General features: G+C 71.0%; 24 protein-coding genes. 14 read left to right on the top strand and 10 right to left on the bottom strand.

Features of this window, described 5'->3' with window-relative positions; genetic code table 11:
- Positions 1-11 precede the first annotated feature (11 nt).
- The 3 genes from ACEI37_RS04730 (at position 12) to ACEI37_RS04720 (ending at position 1,957) form a co-directional block, all read left to right on the top strand.
- Positions 12-737: a hypothetical protein gene (locus ACEI37_RS04730; RefSeq protein WP_373377571.1), complete on the top strand. Its 726-nt coding sequence runs from the start codon at positions 12-14 to the stop codon at positions 735-737.
- A gap of 108 nt (positions 738-845) precedes the next feature.
- Positions 846-1,436 (top strand): hypothetical protein, encoded by a 591-nt coding sequence (locus ACEI37_RS04725; protein WP_373377570.1) that lies wholly within the window; start codon positions 846-848, stop codon positions 1,434-1,436.
- Between the two features lie 59 nt (positions 1,437-1,495).
- Positions 1,496-1,957 (top strand): PRC-barrel domain-containing protein, encoded by a 462-nt coding sequence (locus ACEI37_RS04720; RefSeq protein WP_018005539.1) that lies wholly within the window; start codon positions 1,496-1,498, stop codon positions 1,955-1,957.
- A gap of 82 nt (positions 1,958-2,039) precedes the next feature.
- On the opposite strand, the gene ACEI37_RS04715 is transcribed toward ACEI37_RS04720, so the two are convergent.
- Entirely contained in the window at positions 2,040-2,366 is a 327-nt protein-coding gene (locus ACEI37_RS04715) for a BON domain-containing protein (RefSeq protein WP_062803728.1), read from the bottom strand.
- 23 nt (positions 2,367-2,389) lie between these two features.
- Positions 2,390-2,857, bottom strand: coding sequence for a CBS domain-containing protein (locus ACEI37_RS04710; protein ID WP_373377569.1), 468 nt, complete (start codon positions 2,855-2,857; stop codon positions 2,390-2,392).
- A 383-nt stretch (positions 2,858-3,240) separates the two neighbouring features.
- On the opposite strand from ACEI37_RS04710, the gene ACEI37_RS04705 reads away from it, so the two are divergent.
- From ACEI37_RS04705 to ACEI37_RS04690, 4 genes are all read left to right on the top strand, one after another.
- A complete protein-coding gene (locus ACEI37_RS04705; RefSeq protein WP_373377568.1) occupies positions 3,241-3,810 on the top strand; it encodes a low affinity iron permease family protein in 570 nt (189 codons plus the stop codon).
- Positions 3,811-3,872: 62 nt separating this feature from the next.
- Positions 3,873-5,078, top strand: coding sequence for a DUF3182 family protein (locus ACEI37_RS04700; RefSeq protein WP_373377567.1), 1,206 nt, complete (start codon positions 3,873-3,875; stop codon positions 5,076-5,078).
- Positions 5,065-5,922, top strand: coding sequence for an alpha/beta hydrolase family protein (locus tag ACEI37_RS04695; RefSeq protein ID WP_373377566.1), 858 nt, complete (start codon positions 5,065-5,067; stop codon positions 5,920-5,922). Before ACEI37_RS04700 ends, ACEI37_RS04695 begins: the two co-directional genes overlap by 14 nt.
- Positions 5,923-5,936: 14 nt before the next feature.
- Positions 5,937-7,022: a DNA topoisomerase IB gene (locus tag ACEI37_RS04690; protein ID WP_373377565.1), complete on the top strand. Its 1,086-nt coding sequence runs from the start codon at positions 5,937-5,939 to the stop codon at positions 7,020-7,022.
- A gap of 18 nt (positions 7,023-7,040) precedes the next feature.
- Here the strand turns inward: ACEI37_RS04690 and ACEI37_RS04685 are convergent, their stop codons facing one another.
- Together ACEI37_RS04685 and ACEI37_RS04680 are read right to left on the bottom strand one after the other, a co-directional pair.
- Positions 7,041-7,634, bottom strand: a complete 594-nt coding sequence (locus ACEI37_RS04685) for a ParB-like protein (protein ID WP_373377716.1) — start codon at positions 7,632-7,634, stop codon at positions 7,041-7,043.
- 84 nt (positions 7,635-7,718) lie between these two features.
- Positions 7,719-8,960, bottom strand: coding sequence for a BON domain-containing protein (locus ACEI37_RS04680; protein ID WP_373377564.1), 1,242 nt, complete (start codon positions 8,958-8,960; stop codon positions 7,719-7,721).
- A gap of 350 nt (positions 8,961-9,310) precedes the next feature.
- On the opposite strand from ACEI37_RS04680, the gene ACEI37_RS04675 reads away from it, so the two are divergent.
- The 3 genes from ACEI37_RS04675 (at position 9,311) to ACEI37_RS04665 (ending at position 11,542) form a co-directional block, all read left to right on the top strand.
- Positions 9,311-10,168, top strand: coding sequence for an SDR family oxidoreductase (locus ACEI37_RS04675; RefSeq protein WP_373377563.1), 858 nt, complete (start codon positions 9,311-9,313; stop codon positions 10,166-10,168).
- Between the two features lie 164 nt (positions 10,169-10,332).
- On the top strand, positions 10,333-10,785 hold the full coding sequence (locus ACEI37_RS04670) for a hypothetical protein (RefSeq protein ID WP_373377562.1): 453 nt from the start codon (positions 10,333-10,335) through the stop codon (positions 10,783-10,785).
- Positions 10,769-11,542 (top strand): ParB-like protein, encoded by a 774-nt coding sequence (locus tag ACEI37_RS04665; protein ID WP_373377561.1) that lies wholly within the window; start codon positions 10,769-10,771, stop codon positions 11,540-11,542. The genes ACEI37_RS04670 and ACEI37_RS04665 overlap by 17 nt, the downstream gene beginning before the upstream one ends.
- Before the next feature lie 111 nt (positions 11,543-11,653).
- Here the strand turns inward: ACEI37_RS04665 and ACEI37_RS04660 are convergent, their stop codons facing one another.
- The 4 genes from ACEI37_RS04660 to ACEI37_RS04645 form a co-directional block, all read right to left on the bottom strand.
- The gene (locus ACEI37_RS04660) at positions 11,654-11,842 is read right to left on the bottom strand and encodes a DUF3008 family protein (protein WP_012356890.1); all 189 of its coding nucleotides are present in this window, start codon (positions 11,840-11,842) and stop codon (positions 11,654-11,656) included.
- 161 nt (positions 11,843-12,003) lie between these two features.
- Positions 12,004-12,162: a DUF3309 family protein gene (locus ACEI37_RS04655; RefSeq protein ID WP_012356889.1), complete on the bottom strand. Its 159-nt coding sequence runs from the start codon at positions 12,160-12,162 to the stop codon at positions 12,004-12,006.
- Between the two features lie 196 nt (positions 12,163-12,358).
- Entirely contained in the window at positions 12,359-13,012 is a 654-nt protein-coding gene (locus ACEI37_RS04650; RefSeq protein WP_373377560.1) for a response regulator, read from the bottom strand.
- Positions 13,009-15,027: a type IV pili methyl-accepting chemotaxis transducer N-terminal domain-containing protein gene (locus ACEI37_RS04645; protein WP_373377559.1), complete on the bottom strand. Its 2,019-nt coding sequence runs from the start codon at positions 15,025-15,027 to the stop codon at positions 13,009-13,011. The genes ACEI37_RS04650 and ACEI37_RS04645 overlap by 4 nt, the downstream gene beginning before the upstream one ends.
- 334 nt (positions 15,028-15,361) lie before the next feature.
- Between ACEI37_RS04645 and ACEI37_RS04640 the strand changes: the two genes are divergently transcribed.
- The gene (locus ACEI37_RS04640) at positions 15,362-16,729 is read left to right on the top strand and encodes a hypothetical protein (RefSeq protein ID WP_373377558.1); all 1,368 of its coding nucleotides are present in this window, start codon (positions 15,362-15,364) and stop codon (positions 16,727-16,729) included.
- Positions 16,730-16,814: 85 nt separating this feature from the next.
- On the opposite strand, the gene ACEI37_RS04635 is transcribed toward ACEI37_RS04640, so the two are convergent.
- Positions 16,815-17,978, bottom strand: a complete 1,164-nt coding sequence (locus ACEI37_RS04635) for an NAD(P)H-dependent flavin oxidoreductase (protein WP_373377557.1) — start codon at positions 17,976-17,978, stop codon at positions 16,815-16,817.
- Between the two features lie 272 nt (positions 17,979-18,250).
- On the opposite strand from ACEI37_RS04635, the gene ACEI37_RS04630 reads away from it, so the two are divergent.
- The 3 genes from ACEI37_RS04630 (at position 18,251) to ACEI37_RS04620 (ending at position 20,767) form a co-directional block, all read left to right on the top strand.
- Positions 18,251-19,309 carry a peptidase U32 family protein gene (locus ACEI37_RS04630; protein ID WP_373377556.1) on the top strand — a complete coding sequence of 353 codons (1,059 nt, stop codon included), beginning with the start codon at positions 18,251-18,253 and terminating at the stop codon, positions 19,307-19,309.
- 64 nt (positions 19,310-19,373) lie between these two features.
- Complete coding sequence (locus ACEI37_RS04625; RefSeq protein WP_373377555.1) at positions 19,374-20,306, top strand: U32 family peptidase; 933 nt, start codon at positions 19,374-19,376, stop codon at positions 20,304-20,306.
- Positions 20,303-20,767 (top strand): SCP2 domain-containing protein, encoded by a 465-nt coding sequence (locus tag ACEI37_RS04620; protein WP_373377554.1) that lies wholly within the window; start codon positions 20,303-20,305, stop codon positions 20,765-20,767. The genes ACEI37_RS04625 and ACEI37_RS04620 overlap by 4 nt, the downstream gene beginning before the upstream one ends.
- Positions 20,768-20,788: 21 nt before the next feature.
- On the opposite strand, the gene ACEI37_RS04615 is transcribed toward ACEI37_RS04620, so the two are convergent.
- Positions 20,789-22,375 carry a histidine kinase N-terminal 7TM domain-containing protein gene (locus tag ACEI37_RS04615; RefSeq protein WP_373377553.1) on the bottom strand — a complete coding sequence of 529 codons (1,587 nt, stop codon included), beginning with the start codon at positions 22,373-22,375 and terminating at the stop codon, positions 20,789-20,791.
- Positions 22,376-22,463: the final 88 nt, after the last annotated feature.

Below are 22,463 nucleotides of genomic sequence, written 5' to 3'. Positions count from 1 at the left end.
AGGGAACAACCATGCCCAACGCCAGCCGCAAGTCCGCCCAGGCCGAGCAGGTTGCACAGAAGCCGTCCCGGGCGAAGTCCGCGACCGCCACGCGGTCCGCGCAGTCCACCAGGGCCACGCCATCGGCGCGTGCCGGCAGCAGCGGCCCGTCCGCGGGCAAGGGCGCAGCCGGCAAGCCGGCCGCGGGCACCAGGCCGCGCGGCAAGGAAGCCAAGACCTACCAGGCCGCCGTCGACGATTCGCTCGAGATGACCTTCCCGGCCAGCGATCCGATCTCGCCCAGCGCTGCCATGCACGCCGAGAAGAAGACGCAGACCGCGCGCGACGACGTCGACTGGAAGCTCAGGGAAGGCAGCCAGGAGCAGCCCGCAGGCGCGAAGCCGGCCGGCCAGCGCAAGGGCGCTGCCGCGGAGTCGGGGCGCTCGGCCAAGCCCGCTGCAAAGATGGGCGCGAAGGCCAGCGCGAAGGCGGGTTCGAAGGCGGGCGACATGCCGGCCGCGAAGTCGCCGGCCCGGACTGCTGCCAAATCCACGACCAGGTCCGCAACGACGGGGTCCGCCACGACCCGGTCGGCTACGGCCAAGCCTGCCGCCAAGTCCGCTACCAAGTCCGCTACCAAGCCCGCTACCAAGCGCGCAGCCAAGCCTGCCGCGAAGACCGGAGCAGCGGCCGGCGGCAAGGCCGGGGCCAGGACTGCGGCCAAGTCCGCCAAGCCGGGCAAGTCGGCCAAGCGCTGAGGAGTGTGCCTGCCCCCTTTAGTCCACCTTGAGTCCAAGCGCCGCGGCGCGGCTGCCACCAGCCCCGCCGCGGTTCCGAAACACATCGATGAACGAAAAGGAGCCACCATGTCCGCCATCATCGCTGGCCGCTTCGACAGCTTCGCCACCGCCGAGACCACCGCAAGCCGGCTGCGTGCGCAGGGATTTGCCGACCAGGACCTGAACCTGTTCTACGTGAACCCGCCCGGGCAGCACGCCGCCTATGCCATCGGCGGCGACCACGCCGCCGACGCCGGCGCGCGCAGATCGGGCGTGGGCGCCATTAGCGGGGTGCTGATCGGCGCTGCCGTGGGCGCCGCGATCGGCGCGGCGCTGGTGGCCGCGCTCGGTGCGACGCCACCGCTGTCGATCCTGGTGCTGGTGTTCGCGGTCGGACTCGGTGCCTACCTGGGCTCGCTCGCAGGCGCGCTGGCATTGGCGCGCCATGCCGGGCGCAACCCCCGCACCGGCCAGCCGCCGGTGCGCAATGCAGGGGTCGTGCTGGCGGCGCACCTGACCAGCCCCGACACCGCCACGGCGGACACGGTCGCGACCGTGTTGCGTCAGGGCGGCGCCAAGGATGTCGAGCGCGCCGACGGCGAGTGGGTCGATGGCCGCTGGGCCGACTTCGATCCGCTGGTACCGCCGGTGCCGGCCGACTCGCGCGCACGCCGCTAGCGCATCGCGCTACGACTTTCGCCCCAACCCGCTACCCGAGCAGCCAAACGGAGGTATCCATGAATCCAGTCCAACCTGAAACGCCCGGCGCCGAACATCCGCATGGCGCCTCGATCGTCGGCGGCATCGACCGCAATTCCCCGGGACCCGGCCCGTTCGTGATGGCTGCCGACACGCTCGAGGGCAACAAGGTGGTTGACCCGGCCGGCGACGATATCGGCACCATCGACCACATCATGATCGACGTGCTCGGCGGCCGCGTCGCCTACGCCGTGCTCGCGATGGGCGGGTTCCTCGGCATCGGCGAAAAGCTGTTCGCGCTGCCATGGTCCGCGCTGACGCTGGATACGCGGCGCAAGTGCTTCGTGCTCGGTGTCGAAAAGGACCGGCTCAAGGCCGCGCCGGGCTTCGACAAGGACCACTGGCCGACCATGGCCGACTCGCAATGGGCCACCAGCATCCACCAGTACTACGGCATCTCGCCGTACTGGGAAGCCGACCGCTATGACCCGTGGGGCTGAGCGCGGACGGTCCGACCATTAGCCCCTCGTAAACGCCAGGCGCCGGAGACAAGCTCCGGCGCCTTGTCGTTCAGCGTGCGGTTCAGACCTTGTGGTTCACCTGCCCGGCGGGCTTGTCGGCCGGGTCGGCATGCCTGCCGCTGCCGGCGGGCTGGCCCTGCGGCTCGGGCGCGGGCGGCTGCCGCGTCGACAGCGCGTTATGCACACCGAGCACGCCGGGACTGACCGCGGCGGCCTTCTCCACGCGCTGCGCGGTGTCGACGTCTTCGACGCAGCCGCGCACGGTCACGCGCCGGTCGGCCACCTCGAGCGTCACGCCGTCGGGAAAGCGGCCATCGAAGGCCGCGGCAATTTCGGCGCGCACGGCCACGCGCAGGGCTTCGTCATCGGCGGAAGGGGTTGCGCTCATCGCGGCTCCTGGTCGATGCGGCTTCAGCGCGCGGGCGCCGAAGGCGTGGAGATCGACGCCAGCGTCTCGCCGGAATCGCGCGTATCGGCACCCTTGCTGGCGAGGTCGCCCAGCGACACGATGCCCACCAGGGTGTGGTCGTGGTCGAGCACCGGCAGGCGCCGCACCTGCGCGGCTTCCATCTTGTGCTGCGCGTCTTCGAGCGATTCGTCCTCGAGGCACCATTGCACTTGCGGCGACATCGCATCGGCCACGCGCGTGGCCTGCGGCGGCTGGCCGCTGGCGGTGGCGCGCACGGTGATGTCGCGGTCGGTCAGCATGCCGACCAGACGCCGGCCGTCGCAGACCGGCAGCGAGCCGACGTGCAGGTCCGCCATCAGCTGCGCGGCATGCTGGATGGTTTCATCGGGAGTGATATAGGCCGGCTGGCGCGTCATGATGTCGACGACGCGGCGCGGCGGGCCGGGTTGCGTGGCAGGGGACTGGAACATGGCTGGCTCCGTTTGCTGTGGGACCGATACCGGATGCGGATCGCGCCCTGGTCAACAGGGCGGCGTACTTGCGACCGGTGGCGACCGGTGGCGACCGGCAGCCACCGGCGCACCGGGAGTCGCCGCTTCGTCATGGAATGCGGCGCAAGAAGCGTTCCCGTCGCCCGCGCGCGCCCGGCGCGCATGAACGCGGCCACGCCGCCGGCAAGATTTATCACCCGATGTAGAAACGAAAGGTGCCGGGCGTGGCAAGTGCTGCGCCCGTTGTAGGACTGCGCCCGCTGCACATCGGCCATGCGCTCCATACAATGAAATCAGCATGCCGCCCAAGCCATCACCAGTCCCGGCGGCCAATCCGGCGACTTATCCGTGGGAGTGCAACGATGCCCAAATCCAGCCCCATCCTGCCCGGCGTTGGCCATCGGCCCGGCGCCGGCAAACGTGCCACCGTGCTGCACCTGTTCGACCGCTTTGCCGGCGGCGCCACGCGCCATGCCGGGTCGCCGACCGCCTTCGTGCTGGCCGTCGGCGTGGTGGTGGCGTGGGCCCTCACCGGCCCGATGTTCGGGTACTCCGAGACCTGGCAACTGGTCATCAATACCGGCACCACCATCGTCACCTTCCTGATGGTGTTCCTGATCCAGCAGAGCCAGAACAAGGATGCCGTCGCGGTCCACCTGAAGCTCAACGAGCTGCTGGCCTCCCACCGCGAGGCCAGCAACATGCTGGTGTCGATCGAGGACCTCGATGAAGAAGAGCTGCGCCAGCTGGTCAGCTTCTACCGCCAGCTGGCCGAGCTGGCCGACCAGGAGGACGGCATCAAGACCAGCCATTCGCTCGACGAGGCGCGCGAAAACCACGCCGCCAAGCGCCACGCGCGGGCCTCGCGCGGGCATCGGACCGAAGCGCCCGCCGGCGGCGCTCCCGCGACACCCGCCTCGGCGGCCTCGTAGCTCGCCGGCCAGCGGCCCCCCTTGCGCAGGATCCATGCGAACAACCGAAACAGGAACCGGCCGTGACCGCATCCAGCAACGCAAGCAAGCGAAAACCGGTGCTGCCGGCTGCAGGCCCGGCAGCCGCGCAGCATGGCAGCCGCCCGGTGATGGCCTATGGCTGCGAGACCCTGGGCGAGGCCGACAGCCACCATGGCATGACCCTTGCCAATATTGCCCGCAAGGTGGCCGGCATTGCCGGCCTGCCGTTCGCCGGCGGCTACGCCGAGCCGGCAGCGGGACGGCCCGCGCCGTATCTGGTGCCGGCGCAGACCCTGGTCGGCCACGAACTGGCGGCAAGCCTGGGCGTGCAGGGCGAGGACGATCTCTTCGGCGGCGTGGTGCCATACGCGTTCGTCGCCACCAAGGCGATCACGCACGGCCTGGTCGAGCCCGGTGCCGCGGCGCCGCGGGGCTGGTCCGAGGCCTTCGTGCGGCGCGTGGTGGGCGCCACGCTGCCGGGCTTTACCGCGTTCAGCATTGGCGATGCGCGCACCGCGGCGCTGCGGCTGCTGACGCTGGGGCCGGTGCGGCTGAAGGATACCGGCGGCGTCGGCGGGCTGGGCCAGCGCGTTGTCGACGGCGAAGCTGCGCTGGAGGAAGCGCTGGCCGCGCTCGCCCCGGAGGAGGTCGAACGTGACGGCCTGGTGGTGGAGCGGGACCTGCGCGCGCCGCAGACCTTCAGCGTCGGCAAGGTCGTGCTGGCGGGACTGGAGGCGAGTTATTGCGGCACGCAGGGGCTGACCGAGAACAACCGCGGCCAGAAAGTCTACGGCGGCTCGACCCTGACCGTGGTGCGCGGCGGCTTTGACGCGTTGCTGCAGCACCCGTTCGACGCCCGCGTCCTCGCCGCGGTGCGCGCGGCGATGGTGTACCACGAGGCCGCGCTGGCCTGCTATGGCGAGGGCGGTGGCATGGTGCTGTCGCGCTGCAATTACGACGTGGCGTTCGGCGCGCCGGCAGGCAATGCCGATTGCGGGCAGATGCTCGGCGGCGTGCTGGAGCAGTCCTGGCGCGTGGGCGGCGCCACGGGTGCGGAACTGGTGGCGCTGGCGGCGCTGCGAGACGATCCCGCGCGCACGCGCGTGGTGGCGTCGACGCGCGAGGTCTACGGCAACGACGTGCGCGTGCCGGAAGACGCCGAGGTCTACTACCAGGGCGAAGACCGCCATGTCGGTCCCCTGACCAAGTACGCACGACTGGAGCCAGAATCCGATGGCAACGCATGAAGAACTGCTGCAGATCGAAAGCGAAGGCGGCACCATCGCCGGTACCCTGATCAGCCCGGAAACCAAGTTGCCGGGCGTGTTGTTCGTGCATGGCTGGGGCGGCAGCCAGCAGCAATACCTGGCGCGCGCGCGCAAGGTGGCGGGGCTGGGCTGCGTCTGCCTGACCTTCGACCTGACCGGCCATGCCGGCACGCGCGCGCAGTACGAGACCGTCAGCCGCACGCGCAACCTTGCCGATGTGGTGGCGGCCTATGATGTGCTGGTGCGCCAGCCCGAGGTGGACCGCAACGCGATCGCGGTGGTGGGCAGCAGCTATGGCGGCTACCTGGCCGCGCTGCTCAGCAGCCTGCGCCAGGTGCGCTGGCTGGCGTTCCGGGCCCCGGCGCTGTACATGGACACGGGCTGGGACCTGCCCAAGCGCCAGCTGCACCGCGAGCAGGACCTGGTGACCTATCGCCGCAGCATGGTGCCGCCCGCGAGCAATCGCGCGCTGCGTGCGTGCACGGCGTTTACCGGCGACGTGCTGGTGATCGAATCCGAGCACGACCAGATCGTGCCCCATGCCGCGGTGATGAGCTATGTCGATTCCTGCATCCATGCCAACTCGCTGACCTACCGCGTGATCAAGGGCGCCGACCATGGCCTGAGCGACGAGGAGTTCCAGCGCACCTACAGCAGCATGCTGGTCAACTGGCTGCGTGAAATGGTCACCGTGGCCCGCGCCGGCCCGGTCACCGCGGAGCGCGCGGTGCCGCCCGCGACGCCGAAGCCCGCGCCGCCCGCGCCCGACGCCGGGCTCGAAACCCCGCAGCCGGAATCGGCCGGCGCATCGGGCGCTGCCTGAGCTTGCGCGCGCCCATGGACAGCACGCTGCCCGCCCCCGACGCCCCCGCCGCGCTCGACACGGTGCTGCGCGACGCGGGGCTGCGCTATGTCGACGACGGAAGTCCGGGCATCACGCGCCGGCGCCATGGCAGCGGCTTCAGCTATACCGGCCCGGACGGCAAGCGCGTGAACGATGCCGCCACGCTGGCGCGCATCGCTTCGCTTGCAATCCCGCCGGCCTACGAGTCGGTGTGGATCTGCCCCGATCCGCGCGGGCACCTGCAGGCCACCGGGCGCGATGCGCGCGGGCGCAAGCAGTACGTCTACCATCCGCAATGGGCCACGCTGCGCGACACCGACAAGTACGCGCGGCTGGCGGCTTTCGGCGCCGCGCTGCCGCGCCTGCGCGCGCGCGTGGCGCGCGACCTGCGCCGCAACGGCATGCCGCGCGAGAAGGTCGTGGGCGCCGTGGTGCTGCTGCTCGACGCCACGCTGGTGCGCGTCGGCTCGCCGCGCTACGCGCGCCAGAACCGCACCTACGGCCTGACCACGCTGCGGGGGCGCCACGTGACCGTGCGCGGCAGCCGGCTGCGCTTCCAGTTCACCGGCAAGAGCGGCATCACGCACGACGTCTCGGTCAACGACCCGCGCCTTGCGCGCATCGTGCGCAACTGCGCCGACCTGCCTGGCCAGTGCCTGTTCAAGTACCGCGACGGCGACGGCGAGATCCGCGAGATCGGCTCGGCCGATGTCAACGCTTACCTGCAGGAAGTGACCGGCGGGGACTTTACCGCCAAGGACTTCCGCACCTGGGCCGGCAGCGTGCATGCGCTGGCGATCCTGCGCAAGCTGCCGGAAGCGTCCAGCGAGACTGCGCGCCGCAAGGCCGTGACCGATGCCATCCGCGAGGTCGCGAACCAGCTGCGCAACACCGTCGCGGTGTGCCGCAAATGCTATGTGCATCCCGACGTCATCGATGCCTACCTGGCCGGCGTGCTGCAGGCGCGCGGCCGCGCGCCCGCCATGACGCGGCTGCGCGCGGACGAGGCGCGGCTGCTGCAGTTGCTGGCGGCAAGCCGGGGACAGCCGGCAAACGGCAAGAAGACCAATAACGGGTGATCGTTACCGGTCGTAGGCTCAGCACCCCAGCGCGCCGATATAGCCAGGCAGGTCCCTGGCCTCGCGCGAGTGCGCCAGCCTGAACGCGCTCGCCACCGCGAAGGCAAAGTGATGCGGCGTGTCGAACGGCCCGGGCACGTGGCGCCGGAAGAAGTCCGCCCAGCGGAAATCGGGGTAGGCGGTCTTGACCTTGCGATAGCCGCCCGCCAGCTGCACGAAGGCCTCCAGGCTGCGGTACGGGTCGTCGCGCATGTCGTGGATGGCCTCGGGCAGTTCGGTCAGGGGCCGCCGGCGGCCATGCTCGTCGTAGGGGTGCACCATGTGATTGGCGACCATATGGCGCCAGAATGCGGGCCAGTCCATGTCGCTCAGGTCGGCGCGCACGATGCCGGGCACATGGGTCAGTCCCAGGTCATGCCAGGCACGCACCCAGTGGTGGTGGTCGACCACATAGAGCACCTGCTCCGGCCCGATCACCAGGTGCACGCGGTGCTTGTCCAGGAACGCGGCGCGCGCTTCCGGCGCCACCCGCCGCGTGACATGGACTTTCTGCGCCACGTGGTAGCCGCCCACCGTGATCTGGGTCGGACGCAGCGCGTCCAGCGGCACCATCAGCTTGCTGTCGGGCGCCAGCTTGCGCGGCGCCCGCCGTGAGAAGGGCGCCGCGGGCGCGGGTGGCTGGCGCGAGGGCAAGGCTCAGCTCTTGTTGAGCGTGCGGTCCGGCGAAGTGCCGCCCGCCGACGCAGTGTCGGTACTGCCGCTCGAAGTGTCGCCGCCCACCTCGGAGCCTGCCGCCCACGAGCTGCCTTGCTGGCGCTGCACGCGCAGGCGGTTGTCGACCTCGGTGACGCCGAACACCGCGTCGGCGATCTCCTCGACCACGTATTTCTCGCGGCGCTCGCTGACGGTGCCTTCCAGCGTCACGACCCCGTTCGCTACCTCGACGCTGACCTCGCCGACGTCGATATACGGGTTCATCGCCAGGCGTTCGCACACATCCTCGCGCACGCGCTCGTCGGAGCGCCGGTAGCCCTTGGGACCGGTGGCGCGACGGCCGGCATGCTGCCCGCCCTGCGTGCCGGACGCGCTGGCTTGCCCGGCGAACGGCGTGCGGCGGCGGTAGCCGGGGTCGTCCGGGTAGACGCGCTGTCCGCCGCTGAACGACTGGCCGCCACGGCCCGGATCGCCGAAGTAGCCGCCTCCGTAGCTGGGCTGTCCGCCGCGCTGGGCGCGGTCGCGTTCGCTGCCCTCCTGCCAGTGCATGGCACGGCCGCCTTCGCTGCGGCCGCGCTCGGAGCCCCAGCCACCCTGGCCGCGCTGATTGCGTTCGCTGCCGCGTTCACTGCGCTCGTCGCGTTCATAGCGTTCCCCGCGGCCGCTGGATTCGCTGCGGCGCCCGCGCGGACCGAAGCGGTCTTCGTCGCGATAGCCGTAGCCCGATTCGCGTTCCTCGCTGCGGTAGCCGCTGTCCTGCTGCGATGGCCGGTAGCCGCCATAGGCGCTGCTGTACGGATGGCCGCTGCCGCCGACATCGGCGGCGCCATAGCCGCTCTCGCCCCAGCTGCCGCGGCGCTGGCCGGCGGGCGTGTCCTGCTGGTACCACGGGCCGCCGTGGCGCGAGGATTCGCGCTCGCTGCCCATGCTGCGGCCCTGGCCGCGGCCTTCATTGCGCTGTTCGTTGCGCTGTTCGTTGCGCTGCTCGTTGCGATCCTCGTCGCGGCGGCTTCCTTCCCAGCGCTGGCGGCTTTCATAGCCATGGCCGCCATACTCGCCCCGACCCTGGCTGCTCTCGCCGCGCCAGTCTTCGCCCCATTCCTGCCCCCAGTCCTCCGAGCCGCGGCCCTCGCTCTCATCGCGCATTCTCTGCTCGGGGCCGCGGTCGCGGCGTTGCGCTTCGGGGCGGCCGCGGCTGCCGCGGTCATTGCGGAAGTTGAACATATCTGCCTCCTGGCGGTGAGGCCCCCGCGCGCCGGCACTGCCCGCAGGCATGTGCGGCAGGCGACGGAAGCCGTTGACGTTTCGGATATGGAGAAGGCCGCAAAATCCGTGCCCCGGCGCGCAGACGAACCGGCGCAGTGCCGCATACGCGCGCGCTGTAAGGTTTGCCGTGCGATGTAAGGGTTACGGGCAGCACCGCCGGGCCGGTGCCGCCGCGCGTGCCGGCATGCGGGGCCCGCGCCTTGCGCTTTGCGGCATGGAACTTGCGCGCCACCCTGGCATCTTGCATGGCCGCGGCGCGCCGCCACGCTGGCGTCGCATGGCGCGGCCACCCCCGACAGGAGACTGCCATGTCCACACCCAAGAGCGTCCCGCCCCAGCACCAGTCGCGCCAGCCCGGTCTGGAAGCCCCGATGCGCCCGCAGCCGGACAGCGGCGCGGATGATTACGTCGGCAGCGGCCGGCTCAACGGCCGCGTCGCGCTGGTCACCGGCGGCGACAGCGGCATCGGCCGCGCCATTGCGGTGGCGTTTGCGCGCGAAGGCGCCGATGTCGCCATCGCCTACCTGAACGAACATGCCGACGCGCGCGAGACCGTCGACCTGGTCGAGCAGGCCGGCCGCAAATGCCTGGCCATCGCCGGCGACCTCGCCGACTGCGACCACGCCGAGGCGGTCGCGCGCCAGACGCTGCAGCAGTACGGCAAGCTCGACATCCTGGTCAACAATGCCGCCGAGCAGCATCCCAAGGAATCGCTGGAGGAAGTCGAGGCCAGCCAGGTCGAGGCCACCTTCCGCACCAACGTGTTTGCGATGTTCCACCTGACGCGCGCGGTGTTGCCGCACCTGAAGGCCGGCGCGTCGATCCTGAACACCACCTCGGTCACCGCCTATCGCGGCAGCAAGCACCTGCTGGACTATTCCGCGACCAAGGGCGCGATCGTGTCGTTCACGCGCTCGCTCGCGCTGCAGGTGGTGGAGCGCGGCATCCGCGTCAACGGCGTGGCGCCGGGCCCGATCTGGACGCCGCTGATTCCGTCCACCTTCAGCCCCGAGGAAGTGGCGCAGTTCGGCAAGAAGACGCCCATGGGCCGCCCGGGGCAACCGTTCGAGGTCGCCGGGGGCTATGTGTTTCTCGCCTCGGATGCGGCCAGCTACATCACCGGGCAGATCCTGCACATCAATGGCGGCGAGGTCGTGAACGGCTGATCGGGCGGGCTGGCGCCGAGCGCGCATGTAGTTCGGCGTCGCGTTTGCAAATATTGCATGCAGCGATCCCGCCGCCTGCCGTGCCGTGCAGATCCTGCGCGGGCGTGGCTCTTGCAATACGGGTGAGATCAGCCGACCGCCATCGCCAATCTCTGGGAGGCATCATGTCATCAATCATCGCGGGACGTTTCGATTCTCTCGCCAGCGCCGAGGACGCCGCGCGCACGCTGTTCGCGCGCGGCTTCTCTGTGTGGGATGTATCCATCGTGTCAGTGCAGGACCCTGCCAGGGACCAGCAGGACGACGGCGCCGCGCAGCAGCCGGCCGACAACATCATGCTGGCCGCGTGCGTCAACAACGGGCTGGGTTCGGTGGTCATCGACGTGCTGCGCGAAACCGGCGCCAGCCAGCTCGAGCGCGCGCAGGGCACCTGGGAGTGCGGGCAGTGGACCGATTTCGATCCGGCCCGGCATGGCGAGCCGGTGCGCGAAGGCGAGGGCGAGTACTGGCCGCGGCCGCTGGCCAGCGACGCCACTGCCGAGGAGAGCACCGGCAACGAAGACCCCGGCAGCGAGCTCGAGCATTTCGTCAACCAGAAACGTGTCGAACACGACTGACCGCCCCGCCGAGCCGGCCGACCTGGTTCCCGGCGCCGAACCCGTGGTCGCGCCGGTGGTGGCGCCGCGCTGCCCCCGCGGCAAGGCCGTCGCCGAACTGGCACGGCTGCGCCCGACGCAGCTGACGCTCGGCTACATCCACGTGCACCACAAGATGGAAGTCACGCAGCGCCACGCCGATCCGGAAGACCGCGAGGTGCTCCAGCGCTTCATGCGCCGGCATCGCATCAAGACCGTGGCCGGGCCGGGCGGGGAGCTTTATATCGTCGACCATCACCACTGGGCGCGCGCGTGGCTGGATCTGGGCTACCAGCTGGCGCCGGTGCGGGTGCTGGCAGACTTCAGCGATCTGGACGGCGCCGCGTTCTGGAAGCGCATGCGCGAGCTGGGCCATGTCCATCCCTATGATGAACACGGCAAGCGGCAGGGGCCCAGGGCCTTGCCGTCGACCGTGCGCAGCATGCGCGACGACCCGTACCGCAGCCTGGCCGCGTTTGCCCGCGAAGCGGGCGCGTACCGCAAGCCGGGCAGCGCCTACGGCGACTTTTGCTGGGCCGGCTTCCTGCGCAAGCGGGTGGAGCAGGACCTGGACAGCATTGCGGGATTCGGGCTGGCACTGGCGGAATCGATCAAGCTGGCCCGCAGTTCGCGGGCCAGACGCCTGCCGGGCTATTGCGGCGGACCGCTGGAAGGCAAGACCGGCAAACCGGCGAAGCCGTTGAAGACGGGCAAGGGCAAAAACGGCAGGGCCGGATAGCAACAGGGCAGGCGCGCGCCTGCCCTGTGCTGTATGCCGCCGCGCCGACAGCGCGGCCGGCCTCACGCGGAGGCCGGCGCCTATCGGGTCAGCATCGGGATCAGCATCCGGTCAACGTTCCGACTTGTGCTTCGGCATGCCCTTGGTCTTGGTCGAAGCCATCTTGTCGAGTTCCTTCTCGCTCATCGACTTGTACATCGAGCGGGAAGGCCCCTTCAGCGAACCTGCCTTCTTTTCGCCGCGCTTTGCGGAGAGCGCCGCTCCGGCGGCCTGCTGTTGCGCCTTGGATTTTGCTGGCATCTGAGTCTCCTTGCAAAAGGTGAAAAGGGTTGAAAGGACCGGGCGCACGCAGACGCGCGTGCCCGCGCTTCGTTATAGGTGCCAGGCGCGGCCGCGACAAGCGCGGCCGGCACGCAAAACTGCCTGCGTGCTTGGTGCCGCGGTTCGCTGCCTGCCGGACGCTAGATCCGGCCCAGCACCACCAGCAGCACCACGATCAGGACGATCAGTCCCAGGCCGCCGCTCGGCCAGTAGCCCCAGCCAGAACTGTACGGCCAGGCCGGCAGGGCGCCGATCAGCAGCAGGACGAGGATGATCAGAAGGATGGTGCCGATGCCCATGGCGTGCTCCTTGTTCGTGGATCGGGGAAACCGCGCGGCTTCCGACTCCGAGGCGGCTCCGCAGAGCCATCCGCTTACCGTTCAGCGTAGAACAAGGGGTGCGGGCATCCCTCCGGGCAGGGACTGATATCGATGTAGGAATCGGACGACGTGCAAGTGCGGGCAAGGCGACCCGCGCGACCCGCGCCGGCGGTGATCAGGCCATGTTCAGGCCGTGTTCCACCGCATAGACCGCCACCTGCACGCGGCTGGCCAGGTTCAGCTTCTTCAGGATGTTCTGCACGTGGATCTTCACCGTGCTTTCGGCCACGCCCAGGTCGCGCGCGATCTCCTTGTTGCTTTCGCCGCGCGCCAGGCCCTGCACGATCTCGCGCTCGCGCGCGGTCAGCCGCGGCGCGTCTTCGTGGCGCGGCGCGGCCGCCGGCGCCGGCGCGCGGAACTGCGCCACCAGCTTGGCGGTCATGCTGTCGGAGATCACCGGCTCGCCGGCGGCGGCGCGGCGGATGCCGGCGATCAGCGCCTCGGTCTCGATGTTCTTGATCAGGTAGCCGCGCGCACCGCCCCGCAGCGCGGCGGCCAGCTCCTCGGCCTCTTCGGACACCGTCAGCACGATCACCGCGGTCTGCGGCAGGTCTTCGACCAGCAGCTGCAGCGCCTCGAGCCCGGACAGGCCCGGCATGTTCAGGTCCAGCAGGATCACGTCGGGGCGGTGCTGCTTGGCGCGCTTGATGCCTTCCACCCCGTCGGCGGCTTCGTCGACGATCTCGAAGTCGGCCTGGCGCTGCAGCAGTGCGCGGATGCCGGAGCGGAACAGGGTGTGGTCGTCGATCAGCAGGATGCGGATGGTCATGGCTGGGTCTCGCTCGGGAGGATCAGGCTGCTAAGGCTGGTGATGGGGCTGGCGCTGCGGTCGCGCCGGGCGGCGCCCTGGCTGCCGGCGGGCAGCACCAGTTCGATGCGCACGCCGCTGCCGGGGCTGGCCTGTACATGCAACTGTGCCCCCAGGCGCGCGGCGCGCTCGCGCATGATGCTCAGGCCGATATGGGCGTCGGCCCGGGTGGCCAGTTCGTCGGGATCGAAGCCTTCGCCGTCGTCCTGCACCACCAGGCGGAAGTCGCGGCCATGGCTGAGCGCCACCGCCACGTGCGCCGCCATGGCGTGCTTGCGCACGTTGGAAAGCGCCTCCTGCAGGATGAACAGCACCTGCAGCTGCTGCTCGGGCGACAGCGGCCAGGCGCCGCCACGTTCGTCGATGGCCAGCGTGGCCTCGGTGCGGCATTGCCGGCGAAAGCGCCCGACGGTCTCGTCCACCGCGGGGCGCAGCTCGCCGGTGCCCAGCCGCGAGCGGAAGTTGTTGAGCAGCTCGCGCACGTCCTGGTAGCTCTCTTCCACGCCGTGGCGCAGCATCGGCACCAGTTCGCGGGTCTCGGCCAGGTCGTCGCGCGCGACCGCGTCGTCCAGCAGCTGCACCTGCAGGTTCAGGTAGTTCAGCCCCTGGGCGATGCTGTCGTGCAGGCCCTGCGCGACCAGGTTGCGCTCTTCGACCACCGCCAGCTGGCGCGCGGTGGCGGACAGGCGCAGGTGTTCCAGTGCGGTGCCCAGGTGCTGCGCCAGCGTCTGCAGCAGTTGCCGGTCCGACGGCGGCAGCCGGCGCGGTGCGCGGAAGTGCAGCGCGAACATGCCGGTGGCACCGCGCTGGCTTTCGATGCGGAACGCCGCCAGCGACTGGAAGCCGTCGCGGCCGCACGGAGTTTCGTCGGCCACGCCGGCACGCGCCGCGCCGCGCAGGTCGACGATGGCGATCACGGCCTCGCGCGTGGCATCGCCGCAATGGCAGCCGTTGGCCGACGCGCAGGAATCGGCCTCGGCCAGCGCCGCCGGCAGGCCCGCGGCGGCCAGCAGGTGCATGCGGCCGTGGCGGCTGTCGAGCACGCGCACGCTGCCGCCATCGGCATCGAATTGGCGCATCACCCGCGCCAGGAAGCCCTGCGCCATGGCCTCGGCGTCGGCGGCCTGGTTCAGGAAGGCGGCCATCTCGTACAGCGTTTCCAGGTCGCGGTTGTGGCGCTCCAGCTCGGCGGTCTTCTGCGCCACGCGCGCTTCGAGGTCGTGGTACAGACTCTGCAGCTCGCCCGCCATGCGGTTGAAGCCCTCGCTGAGGGTGCCGAACTCGTCGCGGCTTTCCACCGGCAGGCGCAGCGAGAATTCGCGCGCGGCCATGCGCCGCAAGCCGTCCTGCAGCCGCAGCACCGGCAGGATGATCCACAGGTAGAGCAGGTAGATCACCGCGACCGTGCCGATGCAGGCCATCAGCGCCAGCGCGGTTTGCGACAGGCGCAGCAGGTCGGTCTTGCGCGCGCTGTCGTGTTCGATCATGCCGACCAGGCGGTCGGCCTGGGCGACAAAACCGGGCAGCGCGGCAATGTATGCGGCAGGCACTGCGCCGGCCACGGCCAGCGGTCGCAGCCGCTGTTGCCAGTCATGGGTAACGCGGGTCATCTGCGTATGGATGGCGGGCTCGTCCGGCAGGAACAGCGGCCGCGCCGCGTCGCCCTTCTTCAGCAGCGCCAGCGTGGCGTCCAGCGCCTGCATCTGCGCGCCCAGGTCATTGGCGCGGCCCGCGTGCGCCAGCGCCAGCTCGATGGCCACGCGGTTGGCGCGCATGCGCAGGCTGCCGGCATCGTTGATGGCGGCGCCGGCGCCTTCCAGCTTCCACGACAGCCACAGCGTGCCGGAGATCATGCCCAGCACCACCAGCAGCACGGCGAGCGACAGCGAAATGATGCGCGTGGAAAGGCGGTGCCGCATCGCGGGCAACGCGGATGCCGCCGTGGCGGGGGCGGCAGGAGGATCGGTATCTGACATGGCGGTATCGGGGGCTACCAGGGGGCACGCAAGGAGTCGGAAGCGATTTTCCTCGCGCGACTGGCTGGACTACCTGCGCCAGATCAAGGAAACCCGGCTTTGGCGCGAGTATGTGCGGGCAGCGGCGCATCGCGGGCAAGGTGTGTGGCGCCAAGGCCTTTTCCATCACGCCGTGATATTTAAAGCTGGCGCCGGACTTGGCCCCGGTCAAATCCCTGCGCGGCGTGGCGGCCTAGCATCGGGCCTTTTGTCAGGACTGGTGAGAAGAAGCGATGGCCGTATCCACTTCAATCGGCGCACGCATGCGTCAGCGCCGTCACGCCACGGGGCGCGCATGAAAGGCGCGGATCTCGACTACGCGCGCGCGCCGCGGCCTGCGCTGGTGTTCGGTTGCCTGATGCCGGCGCCGTGGCTGGGCGCGGCCGCGGGGCTGCTGTTGGCAGCGGGGCCTGCGGCAGGCCTGCCAGACCGCTTCGCGCCGCTGGCGCTGGCGGCGGTGCACGCGCTGGCGCTGGGCATGCTGCTGCCGGTGATGGTCGGGGCGCTGTTCCAGATGATGCCGGTGGTGGCGCGCGTGAACGTCCCCGGTGCCGGGCGCCTGGCGCCGTTCATGGCCGCGACCGGCGCGGCGGTGGCGGCCGCGCTCGGCTTCGGCTTGCTGGGCGGCGAGCCGGCGGCGATGCGGGTTGCCGTCGTCCTGGGCGCGGTGCTGCTGCTGGTAGGCACAGTGCTGCTCGCCGCGGGCCGGCGCGTGGCCTCGGTGGACGCCACCACGCGCACGCTGGCCGGCATCGGCGCGCCGCTGATGGTGGCGGTGCTGGCCGGCATCGCGCTGGCGGGCACCTTCGGCGGACTGTGGCGCGTGCCGGTGGCGCAGGCGCTTGGCCTGCATATGGTGTGGGCGCTGGGCGGCTGGCTGGCGGCGCTGGTCAGCGGGGTCGCGGCCACGGTGCTGCCGATGTTCTGGCAAACGCCGCGCTTGCCGGCGGCGCTGGCGCGCTGGCTGCCGCTGGGGCATTGGGGTCCGCTGGCGGTGTTCAGCGCCGCGCTGGTGCTGTGGCCAGGGGAGCCAGTGCTGGCACGGGCCGCGCTGGTGGTGTGGCTGTCGTTCGTGGCAGTGCTGGGAGCATGCGGACTGGCCGGCACGCTGCGCGCGCGGCGGCGCCACGATCCGCTGTGGCCGTTGTGGCCGGGGGCATGCGCCAGCATGCTCGGCGCGGCGGTAATGGGGGCGGCTGCTGTGGTCCTTCCTGGGGTGGCGCTGCCGCTGGCATGGTGGGCCGGCACGATGGCGCTGGTCGGCGTGGGCCTGCTGCCGGTGACGGCGATGCTGGGCAAGATCGTGCCGTTCCTGGTCTGGCTGCACCTGCGCCGGCGGTTGCCGCCCAGGGCGCGCGTGCCGGCGATGCAGGCGATCATCGCGCCGGGCCGGCAGCGCGGACAGGCGTGGCTGCTGCTGGCGGCCTACGCGGTGCTGCTGGCGCTGCCGCTGGCGCCGGCGCTGCTGGCCCGAGTCGGCGGGCTGCTGCTGGCGGGTGCCAATGCGTGGCTGGGATGGCAATTGATGGCGGCGCTGCGATGCATGCGGCAGATGCGCAAGTGTGGAGGGTTGCCTCCGCGTGTTTGCTCCCCTCTCCCGCCTGCGGGAGAGGGGCCGGGGGTGAGGGCGGGCGCTGGCATACCGCCGCGGCCGACTTCGTAGAGGCTCTGGCCCTCACCCCGACCCTCTCCCGCAAGCGGGAGAGGGAGTACACAAGCGGGAGTTGAAAAGCTCGAGTCAATGATGGTCAGCTGGTCGCCGGCGTCAGACCAACTGGCTTTTCCCCCGTCATCAGATAGTGCATCAGCTCCGCCACCGGCCGGATCGCTTCGCCGAACGGCAGCGCGCCGCGGCCGCGGAAGAACAGGCCGCGTTCCACGTCGCCGCGCACGGCCTGCGCCAGCTTCAGGTCGATGCAGAACTGGCCGATGCGCGCGATTCCGTCGCGCAGACCGCAGGCCTGCAGGCAATCGAATCCTTCCAGGCATTCGCGCACGCGTGCGCGGCGCTGCAGGCGCGCTTCGCTCGACAAATAGCGTTGCAGCCATGGTGTCAGCACCGCGCGCGCGGGCAGGCCGGCCACGCTGGTGAATTCGCGCAGGGTTTCCGGCCGCGCGGTGGCCAGCACTTGCTTGAAGGCCGGATGCGCATCGCATTCCTCGGTCACGGCGAAGGCCGTGCCCAGCTGCACCGCGGCGGCGCCTTCGCCGAGCCAGTGGCGCACCTTGGCGTGGCTGTCGATGCCGCCCGCCAGGATCAGCGGGATGCTGTCCCAGGCCAGTCCCAGCTGCGCGAACAGTTCGCGGCATTCGCCCAGCACGCGCGAGAACGAGAAGCGCGGCTCGGAAAGGTCCTGGATGGTTGCCGCACCCAGGTGGCCGCCGGCGTGCGCCGGGTGTTCGACCACGATGGCGTCGGGCAGCCGGCCCTTCTTCATCCAGCGGCGCAGCACCAGGCCGATGCCGCGCGCCTCGGACAGGATCGGGATCAGCGCCACCTTGGGATGGCCGGCGGTCAGTTCGGGCAGGTCCAGCGGCAGGCCGGCGCCCATGACGATGGCATCGGCGCCGCTTTCGCAGGCTTGCCGCACCAGCGCCGCGTGCGAGCCGACGGCCTTCATCACGTTGACGGCGATCAGGCCGCGGCCCTCGGAGGCGGCGCGCGCGGCGCGGATCTCGCGGTCCAGCGCCTCGAGGTTGGCGGCTTCGATGGCCGGCTTGTCGCGGTTGCCGCGGGTGCGCGCCATCAGGTCGGGGTGGTGGTGGCGCAGGTCGATGCTGGCGATGGTGCCGACGCCGTTCTCGCGCGCGACGGCGCCGGCCAGCCGGTGGGCCGAGATGCCGATGCCCATGCCGCCCTGCACGATCGGCAGCAGGCGGCGGCCGCCCAGCTTGAGCCAGGGGTGATTCATAAACGGGTCTCCGGAAGAGGATGGACGCCGGGCCGCACGGCGGCCCCGGCGCAGGGATGACGCGCAAGGGTGGCACAGCGGCACGGGCGCGCGTTTGCCGCAGGTCAACCCTGGCCGGCTGGCCTGCCATCGGCCTACGCCGACCGGCGTAGCCCGTCGCGGCCGGGGTGCCGTTGCCGTGGGTTTGCGCGCGGTCAAGCCCCTGGCGCGGGCGCTTGGCTAGCATCTGCCGCTGTCTTCCTTCCCCCGCGCCGCCGCCGGCGCCATCTCCGATGACCTGTTCCACACCCGCCCGATCCGACGCTGCATCGGCCGCCGCTTGCGCGCCGCACCGACCGCAGCTGGTTGCGCCCGCCGGCTCGCTGGCGGCGCTGCGCGTGGCCTTGCAGCACGGCGCCGACGCGGTCTACCTGGGCCTGCGCGATGCCACCAACGCGCGCAACTTCGGCGGCCTGAACTTTACCGAGGCCGATATCCGCACCGGCGTGGCCGAAGCCCATGCGCGCGGCGCCGAGGTGCTGTTCGCCATCAACACCTTTGCGCAGATGGGCGCGGTGGCGCAGTGGCACCGCGCCGTCGATGCGGCCGCTGACCTGGGCGCCGATGCCGTGATCATGGCCGACGCGGGCCTGATGGGCTATGCCTGCGCGCGCCATCCGGACCTGCGGCTGCACCTGTCGGTGCAGGGCTCGGCCACGCATGCCGATGCCATCGAACTGATGCGCGAGCGCTTCAATATCCGCCGCGTGGTGCTGCCGCGCGTGCTGTCGCTGGCGCAGATCGGCAAGCTGGCGCGCCAGACCAGCGTCGAGCTGGAGGTGTTCGGCTTCGGCAGCCTGTGCGTGATGGCCGAGGGGCGCTGCCTGCTGTCGTCGTATGCCACCGGCGATTCGCCCAACAACAAGGGGGTGTGCTCGCCCGCGCATGCAGTGCGCTGGACCGAGCAGGACGGCACCATGCAGGCGCGGCTGTCGGGCATCCTGATCGACAGCTACGCGCCTGGCGAGCCGGCCGGCTATCCGACGCTGTGCAAGGGCCGCTTCGAGGTCGAGGGTGAACGTGGCTACGTGCTGGAGGAGCCGACCAGCCTGAATGCGCTGTCGCTGCTGCCGGCGCTGATCGACATGGGCATTGCCGCGATCAAGATCGAAGGGCGCCAGCGCAGCCCGCGCTATGTCGGCGACGTGGTCGGCGTGCTGCGCGCGGCGATCGACGCCGCCTGCGCCGATCCCGCCCGCTTCGCGCCGCGCCAGGAGTGGCAGGGCACGCTGGGGCGCCATGCCGAAGGCGACCAGGTCACGCAGGGCGCCTACGATCGCCCCTGGCGCTGACACCATGACATCCACCTGCCTGGATCCGGACATGCGGGACATGCCGGCCACGATGGAGCTCTTTATGCCACACACCGCCGCGGCCGCGATGCCGCACGCCGCCGCGATGCCCGGCTTCGGCATCGCGCTGGGCCCGCTGCTGTACTACTGGCCGCGCGAGGCCGTGCTGCAGTTCTATGCGTCGGTCGCCGAGGCGCCGGTCGACCGCGTCTACCTGGGCGAAACCGTCTGCACGCGCCGCCATGAGATCCGCCATGCGCAATGGCTGGAGATTGCGCAGATGCTGCGCGACGCCGGCAAGGAGGTGGTGCTGTCCACGCCGGTGCTGGTCGAGTCCGATACCGATATCGCCTGGATGCGGCGCGTGTGCGCGCAGCACGACTACCTGGTCGAGGCCAATGATCCCGGCGCGGTGCGCTGCATGGGCGGGCGGCCCTTCGTCGGCGGCCCGCATCTGAACGCTTACCATGCCGATACGCTGGCGTGGCTTGCCGGCCTGGGCGCGGCGGGCTGCGTCGCGCCGGTGGAGATGGACGGCACCACGCTGGCCGCGCTGGCGGCGGCGCGCCCCGCCGGCATGCAGCTGGAAGCCTTCATCTGGGGCCGCCTGCCGCTGGCGTTCTCGGCGCGCTGCTTTACCGCGCGCCACCATCGCCTGCGCAAGGACAGCTGCGAATTCCGCTGCATGGACTATCCCGATGGCCTGGTCGCAGCGACCGGCGAAGGGCAGGCGTTCTTCACGCTGAACGGGGTGCAGACTCAGAGTGCCACTTGCCTGGACCTGTGTGCCGAGACTCTGGCGATGGCGCGAATGGGCGTGGGGATGCTGCGCGTCAGCCCGCATTCGTCCGGCACGCTCGCGGTGGTGCAGCAGCTGGCGGCGATCCGCGCCGGGCAGCGCGCGCCCGCCGCCAGCGGCATCACGCCCGCCGGTGCCCAGCCATGCAATGGCTACTGGCACGGCCGCGCCGGCATCGCCTGGGAGGCCCCGGCATGAGCGCGCTGCACAAGCTGATGGCCGGCGTGCACCGGCGCCTGCCGGCACGCGCGCGGGCGCTGCCGCTGGTCGCCGCGCTGGAGCTGGCGCGCCGCGCCGGCTGGCTGGAGCCGCCCGCGGCGCTGGACGGCCATGCCTTCCTGTTGACGGTGCAGGACCTGGAGCTGGCCGTGCCGTTCCGCTGCGAGGGCGGGCGCTTCCGCGCCGGCAGCGCCGACGCCGAGCCCGCGCTGACACTGCGTGCGTGCGCGGTGGACTACCTGCGTCTGCTGGGCGGCGAGGCCGACACCGACACGCTGTTCTTCCAGCGCCGGCTGGTCATCAGCGGCGACACCGCGCTGGGGCTGGAGGTCAAATACTGGCTCGATGCCGCGCCGCGGCCCGCGTGGGTCAGCCAGGCCGCGGCACGGCTGGTGGCGCTGCATGGCGCCACCGCGGGACGGGCCGGCGCCGCTTCCTGAGCGCGGCACCCCGAGCGCGGCTCAGGCGTCGCCGTCCAGCATGAAGCGGTTGCGGCCGGCGCGCTTGGCCCGGTACATCGCGCTGTCGGCGCGGTGCAGCAGCGGCTCCAGCCGCGGCGCTTCGGGCACGGCCCAGACCGCGCCCACGCTGATGGTCACCACCGGCTGCACCGGCGTGCCCTGGTGCGCGATGCCCAGCTCGCGCACCGCGGCCACCATGCGGCGCCCGAGCTCGCGGGTCTCGTCACGGCTCGCGCCGGGCAGCACCGCGGCGAACTCCTCGCCGCCCAGGCGCGCGCAGAACTGCTCGCCGTGCAGCACGCCGCTGAGGGCGCCGGCGATCTGCCGCAGGCAATCGTCGCCGGCCATGTGGCCATGCAGGTCGTTGTATTGCTTGAACTGGTCCACGTCCAGGATCAGCAGCCCCAGCGGCTGGCCGCGCTCGCACGCGCGCATCACGGCGGCGATCGACTCGCGCTGGAAGTAGCGGCGGTTGCGGATGCCGGTCAGGGCGTCGATGTCCAGGTCCGCCTGAACCTGCCACAGCTGCTCTTCGGTCTGGCCCAGCCGCGCGCTCAGCGCCAGCTCGCGCGACTGGAAGCGGCTGATGTCGCGCAGGAACAGCAGGCTGCCCATCTGCCTGCCATCCAGGCGCGCGACGCGTTCGCCGGTCAGCTCGAACGGCGCGCCCGGCGGGACGAAGGGCATTGCAACGCTGTCCGCGGCGTGGGCCTCAGCGTTTGCAGGAGAAGGCCGCAGTGCGGTGTCCCAGCCGGCGGGCAGCGGATCGCCGCGGCGCAGCGCCGGCCACAGCTGCGCCGCGGCGGGGTTGAATTCGACGATGGTGCCGTGGCCGTCAACGATGACGCAGCCCTCGCTGAGCGCATCGAACACGCGCAGCCGCGCGTAGTGGCCGATATCGTCCAGGTGCGTGCGCAGCCCGCAGAACCACACCAGCGCCGCCATCAGCGAAAACGTTGCCGGGGTCAGGTCGCCCCCCAGCGGCCCGGTCCAGCGGTTGAGATAGGCGACATTGGCTACCAGCGGCAGGGCCAGGCCCGCGCCCAGGATGGCGCGCCCGCGGCGCGACAAGGCGCCGTTGGGCACCTCCGCCGTGACCAGGAAATACAGGCTCAGCGCCAGCAGCAGGTACGACCACGCCGCCACCACGGCATAGCCGATGCCATGGTCGAACACCGCGCCGGGCAGCACGCCCGGCGGCATCAGCGTGATGCGTGGCCACACCAGGCCGTGGCGCTCGTTGGTAAAGACCATCACCACCGTGACCACCGCCGCCAGCACCGGCAGCCACAGCCGCGACCAGGGCACCACGTAGCGCGGGCGGCTCAGGTGCACCATCGCCACCAGCCAGCCGATCGGCACCGCGACGATGCCGAGGTACTGGATCTTGGCCCACAGGATGCGCCCCTCGAGGTCGGTCGAGCTGATCTCGAGCAGGCGGCCGCCGCTCCAGGTGGCCGCGCCGGCGGCCAGCACCAGGAAGGCCTGCACGGTCGGATCGTCGCGCCGCGGCCAGGTGGCGATGGCCATGCCGATGCAGGCAACCACGGCGACGGTGAGCAGGAGAACCAGCGAATAGGAGGGCATTGAAGGCGGCGCGCGTCTTCGAGACCCGGGCATTGGTGCCGCCGCCCGGCCAGGCGCACGCCGGTTGCGTGCGCTCCGCGATCTCGTC

The sequence above is a fragment of the Cupriavidus nantongensis genome (genome assembly GCF_041726985.1).
GTDB classification, from domain to species: Bacteria; Pseudomonadota; Gammaproteobacteria; order Burkholderiales; family Burkholderiaceae; genus Cupriavidus; species Cupriavidus nantongensis_A.
Note: the sequence above shows the minus strand (reverse complement) of the source record. Positions and strands in the feature narration are given on the sequence as shown.